Here is a 9,494-nt window from a genome sequence, read left to right on the forward strand (position 1 = left end):
GGGTAGCAGTAGGTTCTTCTGGTAAGCCGCCTCGACCTGCGATCGTAAAGGTGTTACCTCCATCTGCGGCGCATCCTTGGGCGATTTGGGTACTGGGGTCAACGACGTTTTCGGGTAATTGCACTAAGCCGGAACTGGGGTCAAGGTTGGGATTATTAATAGAGATGGTGCCGGAGACTCCAAAACTGGAGGAAGCAGTGATGGCACTGTCAGGGGAAGTGAACAAACCTTGGGTGGTGATGCGGATATTGCCGCCGTTGCCTTGGAAGGCATTAGCTGTGACTTTGCTACCTTCGAGGATCGTGAGGGTGTTGGTGTTGGCGATGAGGTTGCCACCGTCGCCGGTACCGGCGGCTTCGGCGGCGATTTGGCTGCCGTTACGGAGAATGGTATCGCCAGAAACTTGTAATTTGATGTTGCCACCGCTACCTGATGCGGTGGAAGCAGTGAGGCTACCTTGGTTGAGGATAATTTCTCTGGCATTGATGTTGAGGTTGCCTGCCAACCCTGTACCTTGGTTGGCGACGCTGACTCTAGCACCATCGGAAATAGTAAGTCGAGGGGTGTTAATGATAATGTTGCCGGAGTTTCCAGAGGGGCGATCGGGTAGTCCTAAAGCTCGACGAAGGGGTTGAGGTACAATCAGAGCAGCCGATTCTATGCGAGAAGGAAATCCGCCTTCCTCTCCTTTGCCACTGACTTGTATAGAATCAGACGCATTGATAATCAAGGTTCCGCCTGAACCTTTGGCTAAGGTAGAGGTGATAATAGTCCCGCCATCTGTGACTATCAATCTAGATGTGTTAATGGTAACTGTACCTGCATTTCCTTCACGAACTGTTGCACTGCTTACAGCAGCGGGTAGAAAATTTATTGGAATAATTCCACTTATGGTGAGAGACTCAGAAGCGTTGATGGTTATATTTCCCGCCTTACCAGTAGTCGCCGTAGAAGAAGTGGTGATAATACCTCCATCCAAAGCTGTTATCTTTTGAGCCAAAATTGCGAGATTACCTGCATTTCCCGCGCCAGCAGTTGCAGCACTCAGGAAGCTGTAAAGATTTGGATTCCTATTAGAAAAACCATTTACATTTACCGTATCAGAAGCACTGACAGAGACATCCCCAGTAGAGGCAGTTCCAAATGTTCTGGAGCCTATACCTCCACCGTCCGATGCCAGCAATCTGCTTGTAGCAATAGCAACCTTGCCACCCGCTCCATCTTTGAGATTCTCATTAATCAACAGGCTGGGAAATGTTGCCTGTGAGTTCGTTCCCGTCACTTGCAATAACTCAGTTGCATTTACAATTAGGTCTCCGGCTGGCTCTGAGCCTTGATTTTGAATTAAGCCAATAGAACCATCGGTCAGTCTCACTTCTCGTCCTACCATCTGGATAGAACCTCTGCCCAAGCCACTGGCATCGATCGCGGCTTGACCAGATAAATTAATATCTCGAAAACTTTCTACCCCTTGATAGCCTAACTTCCACCCTATATCAGTAGGTATCAAACTCACCACACCACTACTGATGCTCCCTAACGCTATCTGTCCTTCTGGTGCTTTCAACACACCACCGCTTAGATTCACATCACCGCCGACTAAAGCTAAGGTGTTTCCCGATTTCACCTCCAAACCCCGATCGCTTTGTTGACTGCGATTAATGGGAGTAGTACGGATATCTGCGACTGTAAACCCATGCCCTACTCCTTCCACTCGAATCGCACCCGGATTTGCCCCCACCTGCAACCCTACCGGCACGTTCACCGTCAGCAGCGGCGGCGCTTGAGGGTTAGTAGCACTGAAGGAGTTACCATCAGAGAATTGAATACTGTTTCCTGTAGAGCCAATAAAAGAGCCACCAATGTTTAACCGTGCATTTGGGCCAAAAATGATGCCACTAGGATTGATGAAAAATAAGTTAGCCGTTCCATTAGCTCGAATTAAGCCGTCAATATTAGAAATTTTGCCTCCTGTAACCCGACTGAAAATATTTTGAATATTACTAGCATTATTAAAAACAGCTTCGGAACCAGTGGGGAGTGAAAACTCACTGAAACTATGGAAAAGATTGCTACCTGCTGACGTACCACCATTAATGGTTAAACTATTACCATTAGGAGCAATACTAGAATTATTAGGAAGAGTATTGTCGGGGATAATTTGTGCTGTAACTTGACCGGAAAGTAAAGATAAAGGTATCGCTAGTAGAAGAGCATGGTATAATTTTGTGTAGAAATATTTCGTATTCTCTGAATAGAAACATTTACTAATCCGACTTCGTGACATATCAAAAAGGTTAAGAGATTTGTGCTAAATTAGTTTAGTATAGCATAAGCATATCGCCTGCGTACAGATAGTAGCAGGTAATAAGCTCTTACGCATTTAAAATCTGCATATAATGTATCGATCTCTTACTCCCCTTCCCTTGCAGGGAAGGGGTTGGGGATTAGGTCAAATATATCGATTAGAGAATTTAAATGCGTAACAGCTTACGCCGACCTTAAAGTGCTATACAATTAACACTTAACCAATTCTCAGGGCTGCATCTCCTGGTGGTAAACTATCTGGAAGAGAGACATTAGTACCATCAACAGCAAAAACTGAACTCTGGACAATTCCCGATGCAACATTTTGCACAATTCCCAAAGTAGAACCTGAAAATTGAATTAAAGTATCACTACCAGATTGAGTAAATGTCAGTCTTGATAAATTGCCCGTTACACCAATGCGATCGCCTTCTCCCGGATTGAAATCCAAAATTCTATCTGTTGTTGTATCCAGAGTTAAACCCTCACCTAATATCAGGACAAAGGTATCACCACCACCTCCACCAGTGAGAGTATCGTTACCTAAATCACCGATGAGAATATCATTACCATTGCCACCTGTTAAAACATCATTGCCTCTACCTCCTCGGAGAAAATCATCTCCACCACCGCCATCTAAACTATCATTGGCTTGATTACCACTGAGAATATCATTACCAACACCCCCAGAGAGCGAATCATCGTCTTTTCCTCCTCGGAGATAATCATCGCCACCTTCACCGCTGAGAGTATCGTTACCTTGATTTCCGTTAATAACATCGCTAACACTTGACCCAGTTACTCTATCATTACCCGCACCAGCTTGAATACCGCTGGTATTTTGTTGAGAGTCTTGCACTGTGAGCTGAACAGTATCAGTTCCCTCAGATAATGTTGAGAATCTCAAAGGCAAATTTGCGAGATTTACTTTATTGATGAAATTATTCAACAAAGTATTATCTCTAATCACAGTTGAAACTCGACTGGGGATAATTCCTTGAACTACTTTAGCCGTAGAAATGCGATCGCCCTGCTGAATTTGATCGACGATATCTAACCCTTGCCTCACAGTTCCAAATACTGCATAATCGCCGTTCAAAGATGGCAAATCTGCTAAAGCAAAATAAAACTGCGAAGAAGCAGAATCGAGAGCTGTAGCGCGTGCCATTGCTATGACACCGCGAGTGTGTGATAATTGTGGCTGTTGTGTAATTGTCTGATTGTAAACAGGTTGTGCGGCCCCTTGCGGCTTAATTTCTAAGGGAATTGTACGCACTTCATTAGTATCTGGGTCAACAAAACCACCGGTGCCTAATTGACTTGCAGGAATGCTGGTATTTCGACTCTGGGGATCGCCGCCTTGAACCACAAAAGGATCGGGTTCGCGGATCACTCGGTGAAACATTACCCCTTCGTAAATACCGCGCTCAACTAGGTCAACAAAGTTACCTGCTGTAATTGGCGCGTCTGTCCCGTTGACTTCAATGGCAATCGGTTGGTTCTTGACCATCATTACTACGATCGCATTGCCTGATAATGGCTGTACTTCTGCCATTTGTTAATTTCTCCTTTGATTGATAGGTATTTTAGGGGTTAAAAGCAATGCTTTTGTTTCCTCTTTTGTTAATTTAAACATTGCCTTTACTTATTTAATCAGATAACTGTAAACTTATTTTAAATAGATTTCTCCTTCGTAATTTATGACCTCCAGACGCAATTTTCTGAGCATTTTTTTTGCCATTTGTCTAGTCTTGCTTAGCTTAAATTTTGTTCCCCCTGCACTTGCTCTCGGCGGCAAGCTGCCCGCAGTAAATCAACCCGCACCTGAGTTCACCCTGCCCACCAACAGTGGCAAGGGAAAAGTATCTCTCTCTGATTATCGGGGGAAATGGCTAGTTGTCTATTTTTATCCTCAAGATTTTACCTCTGGCTGTACTTTGGAAGCTCGTAGATTTCAGCAAGATTTACCGAAGTATCGGGGTAAGAATACTGAAATTTTGGGTATCAGTGTTGATGATATCAAGTCTCATGCTGAATTTTGCGACTCAGAAGGCTTGAGGTTTCCGCTGTTAGCTGATACTGATGGTAAAGTTAGTAAAGCTTACGGTTCTTGGATGAGTTTTATATCGGCGCGGCACAGCTTTATTATCGATCCCGATGGTATTTTGCGGGAGACTTTTGTTAAGGTCAATCCGGCAATCCACTCTCAAGAAGTTTTAGCTCGTTTGGATGAATTGCAATCTAATGGCTAATTGCTAATTGCTAATTGCTAATGGCTAATTGCTAATTGCTAATTGTTAATGGCTAATTGCTAATTGTATGCAGTTCTACCCTTATAAATCTCCCCAAATTAGATTTTTTTGAGACCTCGCAAGAGTTTAAAATTCTCAGGACTTACCCAGTCTCAGCTAAAAACAAAGGGTTGCGATTACTTGGCATGGCTCGTAATGACAAAAATACATTATCCTTACGTAAGTCCTAATTATTTTTTGGAGATGTCTAATAGCAATTAGCAATTAGCCATTAACCATTAGCCATTAGCTATTAGCTATTAGCCCTTAAAGAAAATACCTAACTGTAGTCACTACCCGGCTACGTTTAGCCCGCAAAGCTGCTTTGAGAAAGAAAGCAGTCTGATTATGTAACAATCCTTCCCACCAATTTCTGGTCACAAAAGCGGGAATAATCAATGTCAAATATACACCGGGACGCTGCTCTTCAAAGAGAGTAAGATAGTGGGTGAGCACAGTAGAAACAGAGCGATAAGGTGATTCTAAAATCTCCAAAGGAATATCAGACTCAAAATGGTGCCATTCCACTTGCAGTTTCTCCTTATTTGTTAAACCAATATCAACATGAACTGCTACAACTTCATCGGCAATTAGACGAGCATAATCAAGCGCTTCTAAAGTCCCTCTGTGCAACTGTCCCACTAAAACTACCGCTGGATGAGTTACTAACTTTACTCTTGGTTTACGGGCATAAGAATTGGGTTCTACTCCTTGAAGACTCAGGCGAGAAGCTACATATCGATAGTGCCGCCGAATACCTAGAAATAGGTTGACAACTAGGGGAATTGCTACCACTACAACCCAAGCACCTAGCATGAATTTTGTGCTGACAATCACAGCTAAAACTACTGCTGTCGCAATCGCTCCCATCCCATTCATTACAGCACTAGAACGCCATCCTTTGCTGCGCTCTTTTAGCCAGTGTATAACCATTCCCGATTGGGAGAGAGTAAAGGAAGTAAAAACGCCAACGGCATACAGGGGAATGACAGCGTTAACACTACCTTGAAAGATAATGATTAAAAAGGCAGCGCTGAGACTGAGCAGGGTAATACCATTAGAATAGACTAGGCGATCGCCTAGCAGCGATAACTGTCTGGGTAAAAAACCATCTCGCGATAAAAAATAGCAAAGTCGGGGAAAATCAGCAAAACTGGTATTAGCTGCTAACAGCAAAATCAACAGGGTTGATATTTGTAAAAAGAAGTAAGGTATGCCATCCCCAAAAATCTTTCTTCCTAACAAAGAGACTACTGTTTGCCCTTCTTCTGGAATCACGTTATAAACATGAGTTAAATAACTAATTCCTAGAAACATCGCCCCCAAAATTACCGCTAAGTAGAGCAATGTTTTACTGGCATTTTTCCATTCGGGAGCCTTGAAAGCCATCACGCCGTCGGAGATAGCTTCTACCCCGGTTAGTGCAGTACAGCCAGCAGCAAATGCCCGCAAAACTAGAAATAATCCCAAGGACTCTTTAGCTGGAATATTTTCTAAAGGCGGCGGAGTATGACCAGTTGCTAGTTGAAACAAACCAGTACCAATTAGGAGAAAAACACCAGCAATAAACGCATAGGTGGGAACCATAAAAAGGTTGCCAGATTCTCGCACTCCTCTGAGATTAGCAAGCATGATTAAGGCAATAAACCCTAAACATAGATAAACTGTGTAGGGTTGTAGTCCGGGAATTGCGGATGTTAAGGCGGCAACGCCAGCAGAAGTGCTGACAGTTACAGTTAAGATGTAGTCGATCATTAAGGAAGCCGCTGCCACTAAACCGGGGTAAAGACCCAAGTTTTCTCGTGCTACGATATAAGCGCCGCCGCCGTTGGGATAAGCTCGAATGGTTTGTCGGTAGGAAAAGACAACTATGACGAGTAGCACTACAATCACTCCCGAAATAGGGAGTGATAAACCTAAGTTACTACTTCCGGCTGCTACTAACACTAGCAAGGTTTCTTCAGTGGCGTAAGCAACAGATGAGAGTGCATCAGAAGCTAGCACTGCCAATCCAACCGCGTTGCTTAACCGTTCGTGACTAGATGCACTGGTTGGTAGAGAGTCACCCAGTAAAACTCGCTTGAGCCGAGAATAAGTGTACATCGAAAGCTAATTAGTAGAAGGAAGAAGGATTTAGTTATCTAGGAGAGAAGGAAGAACGATTTACTTAAGTTTGACGTTCATAATGATAATCGAATGCGTGACAGTTTAAAATTCTGATTTCTCAACCCTAATTCTGCTTTAACTTAAAATTCAAAATTTCCTCTTGCTTGTTGAGTTTGCTCAAGATTTTGTTGTAAAGTTTGCCAATCTTGGCCTTCAATGCTGTTAATTAATCGATCGAGGTGTTCGCGGTAGGAGTTGAGCGATCGCAATAACTCCTTTTGGTTATACTTAGCCATCATCACTCCTAACTCAGGATTACCACCTCCCACCCGACTTGTATCGCGGAAACCCGAACTCGCCAACTGTTGTGCTAACCTGACAATATCAGGGTCAAATTCACTGGTACAAGCAGTAATTAGACTCGCACTGACCATTACAGGCAGGTGAGAAATCCAAGCAACTGCTCGGTCGTGGTCTTCTGGACGACACCGATAAATTCGAGCTCGAAGCGATCGCGCAATCTCTTCTACCTTCTCCACAGCCAGTTGAGGCGTAGTCGGGGTAGGAGTAATTACATAAGGTCTGTCTACAAACAAATCTCGCACAGCAGCATCAATGCCACTTTCCGCCGTTCCCGCCATCGGATGTCCCCCGACAAAATTAGGCCAAAGTTCTGAGAGAGCCTGCACCACAGGCGCTTTTACTGAACCCACATCCGTTACAATGGCAGCAGAGGAAAGGTGGGGAACTAACTGTTCTACTGTGGATGCGATCGCACCTATTGGCGTACAAATAAAAATCACATCAGCGGTAGCCATTAAAGACAGACTCATGCTGGCATCATCTACAATTCCTTTAGCGATCGCTTTCTGACAGGTTTGTTCTCGCATCGATACCCCTAAAACTTGAAACCCAAGCGATCGCAAATCCCATGCCATCGACCCCCCAATCAAACCCAGTCCTACAATTCCAATATTCATGGGATATATTTTTAGTGAATATTTCTCCCAGTGCTCTCCCCTCCAGCAATAGCTATAACGGGAGTCAACCGGGAGGTTTTAAATGAGAGTTGAAGAACTCCTAAAAAGATACGCCGCCGGGGAAAGAGACTTTTCTGAAGCCAATCTCAATGAGGCTAACCTCAGCGGAGTCAACCTCAGCGGCATTAACCTTAGCGGCGCGAATCTGAGTGTCGCCAACCTCAGCGGCGCGAATCTGTGCGGAGCCAACCTCACAGGAGCCAAACTGAATATTGCCAGACTCAGCGGAGCCCACCTCGGCGAAGCCAACTTAACTGACGCTGACCTCAACGTAGCCTACCTAGTTCGCGTTGACCTCAAAGGAGCCATACTGATCAGAGCCAAACTGATCAGAGCCGAACTGATTAGAGCCGAACTCAGCGGTGCAAACCTTAGCGGTGCAAACCTTAGTGGCGCAACTCTTACAGAAGCCACCCTCAGAAAAGCCGATCTCACCCAAGCCAACCTCCGAGGCGCACACCTCAGCGGAGCATCTTTAACAGAAGCTCTGCTCGTAGAAGCCAACTTCCAAGGAGCCGATCTCAGCCGCGCTGACCTCAGCCATGCTGACCTCCGAGGTTCAGAACTCAGACAAGCCAACCTCACCCAAGCCATTCTCAGTGGAGCCGACCTCAGCGGCGTAAATCTCCGCTGGGCAATCCTTAGTGGTTGCAATCTCCGATGGGCCGACCTCAGCGAAGCCAAATTGAGCGGAGCCGACCTCAGCAGAGCGGACTTATGCAATGCCAACTTACTTAACACCAGCCTCGTTCACGCCGACCTATCAAACGCCTATTTAATTAAAGCAGATTGGGTAGGAGCAGACTTGACAGGAGCCACTTTAACAGGAGCAAAACTGCACGCCGTATCGCGACTAGGTATCAAAACAGAAGGCATGACCTGCAAGTGGGTTGACCTCAGTCCCAACGGGGATCACAGCCAAATTTACTGGTTAACAGCCGGAGGAGTAGAGCAATTTTTTCACGAAACTTTACCCACAGTTAGGATTATCATCGACGCGCCTTTAGACCAAGCCGCTCATTTTGCCCTCGCTGCAACTTACTATCAAATTACTAAGCAATATCCCGGTCTAGCTCAACCGCCGAGTATAGAAGTCAGTTCTAGGCGTACAGTTATCGCCTTTAAAATGGACAGCGACGACCAATTATTTGGTACAGCTTACGTGGCGATTATTCCCTTTAATGATGCTGCTATTACCCAGAAAAATCTAATTGCCTTGATGAAAATGATTCAAGCTCACGATGCTGGAAATCTTACTGTTAAAGAATCTAAGCACGTCCAGCAATTAAGCAAAGCGTTGAATCAAGCTATCAGCAAAGTTGACCAAATTAAAATATCTACTTCTTTTCCTAAGATTGGAGATAGTATTAATTTCTTCCAAATTCCTACACAGATGGTATTAATTAATTCCCGCGATCAGAGGCTTAGTGTTTATCATCATCCTGCTTTTGGGAAGCGATTAATTAAAAAACATATTCCGGCTAATCCTGCGGGAAGTAAGTTAGCTGAAGTTCCTAAAATGGCTCTAACTCCTATTGATGATATGGTTGAATTTATTAAAGGATTTCATAATGCGGATGTGTGAACTGTTAACTGTTAACTGTTAACTGGGGCTTGCTGAATAAGTTAGAAAAAATCGCGATCGCGTAGCCAGCCGCAGCCATCGCACTTGATGGGCAATTCAAGCTCGGTCAAACATAACTTTTTGTTGACTATAACTTGCCCAAGTATAGCTTTTAATAATCATTGA

General features: G+C 44.5%; 5 protein-coding genes and 1 pseudogene. 2 read left to right on the top strand and 4 right to left on the bottom strand.

The annotated features are described in order from the left end of the window. Window positions 1-2,287: two-partner secretion domain-containing protein (locus tag PN499_RS20870; RefSeq protein ID WP_272034233.1), on the bottom strand; the 2,287-nt coding region annotated here is incomplete at its 3' end. Between the two features lie 237 nt (window positions 2,288-2,524). Then, window positions 2,525-3,862 carry a peptidylprolyl isomerase gene (locus PN499_RS20875; protein ID WP_272034234.1) on the bottom strand — a complete coding sequence of 446 codons (1,338 nt, stop codon included), beginning with the start codon at window positions 3,860-3,862 and terminating at the stop codon, window positions 2,525-2,527. Between the two features lie 145 nt (window positions 3,863-4,007). Between PN499_RS20875 and PN499_RS20880 the strand changes: the two genes are divergently transcribed. Then, the gene (locus tag PN499_RS20880) at window positions 4,008-4,559 is read left to right on the top strand and encodes a peroxiredoxin (RefSeq protein ID WP_272034236.1); all 552 of its coding nucleotides are present in this window, start codon (window positions 4,008-4,010) and stop codon (window positions 4,557-4,559) included. 306 nt (window positions 4,560-4,865) lie between these two features. Here PN499_RS20880 and PN499_RS20885 read toward each other — a convergent pair whose 3' ends face one another. Beyond that, on the bottom strand, window positions 4,866-6,701 hold the full coding sequence (locus tag PN499_RS20885; RefSeq protein ID WP_272034238.1) for an APC family permease: 1,836 nt from the start codon (window positions 6,699-6,701) through the stop codon (window positions 4,866-4,868). A gap of 143 nt (window positions 6,702-6,844) precedes the next feature. Beyond that, window positions 6,845-7,708 (bottom strand): annotated as a pseudogene (locus tag PN499_RS20890) (prephenate/arogenate dehydrogenase); the annotation flags it as partial. A gap of 58 nt (window positions 7,709-7,766) precedes the next feature. On the opposite strand from PN499_RS20890, the gene PN499_RS20895 reads away from it, so the two are divergent. Then, window positions 7,767-9,329, top strand: coding sequence for a pentapeptide repeat-containing protein (locus tag PN499_RS20895; protein ID WP_272034240.1), 1,563 nt, complete (start codon window positions 7,767-7,769; stop codon window positions 9,327-9,329). The last annotated feature ends 165 nt before the right edge of the window (window positions 9,330-9,494 follow it).

It is taken from the genome of Kamptonema animale CS-326, assembly GCF_028330895.1.
GTDB classification, from domain to species: Bacteria; Cyanobacteriota; Cyanobacteriia; order Cyanobacteriales; family Microcoleaceae; genus Kamptonema; species Kamptonema formosum.

What these genes read in the sequence shown, in the direction of transcription:
- PN499_RS20895 (WP_272034240.1), top strand. Translation starts at nt 7,767, where the DNA reads ATGAGAGTTGAAGAACTCCTAAAAAGATACGCCGCCGGGGAAAGAGAC.
- PN499_RS20875 (WP_272034234.1), bottom strand. Translation starts at nt 3,862, where the DNA reads ATGGCAGAAGTACAGCCATTATCAGGCAATGCGATCGTAGTAATGATG.
- PN499_RS20880 (WP_272034236.1), top strand. Translation starts at nt 4,008, where the DNA reads ATGACCTCCAGACGCAATTTTCTGAGCATTTTTTTTGCCATTTGTCTA.
- PN499_RS20885 (WP_272034238.1), bottom strand. Translation starts at nt 6,701, where the DNA reads ATGTACACTTATTCTCGGCTCAAGCGAGTTTTACTGGGTGACTCTCTA.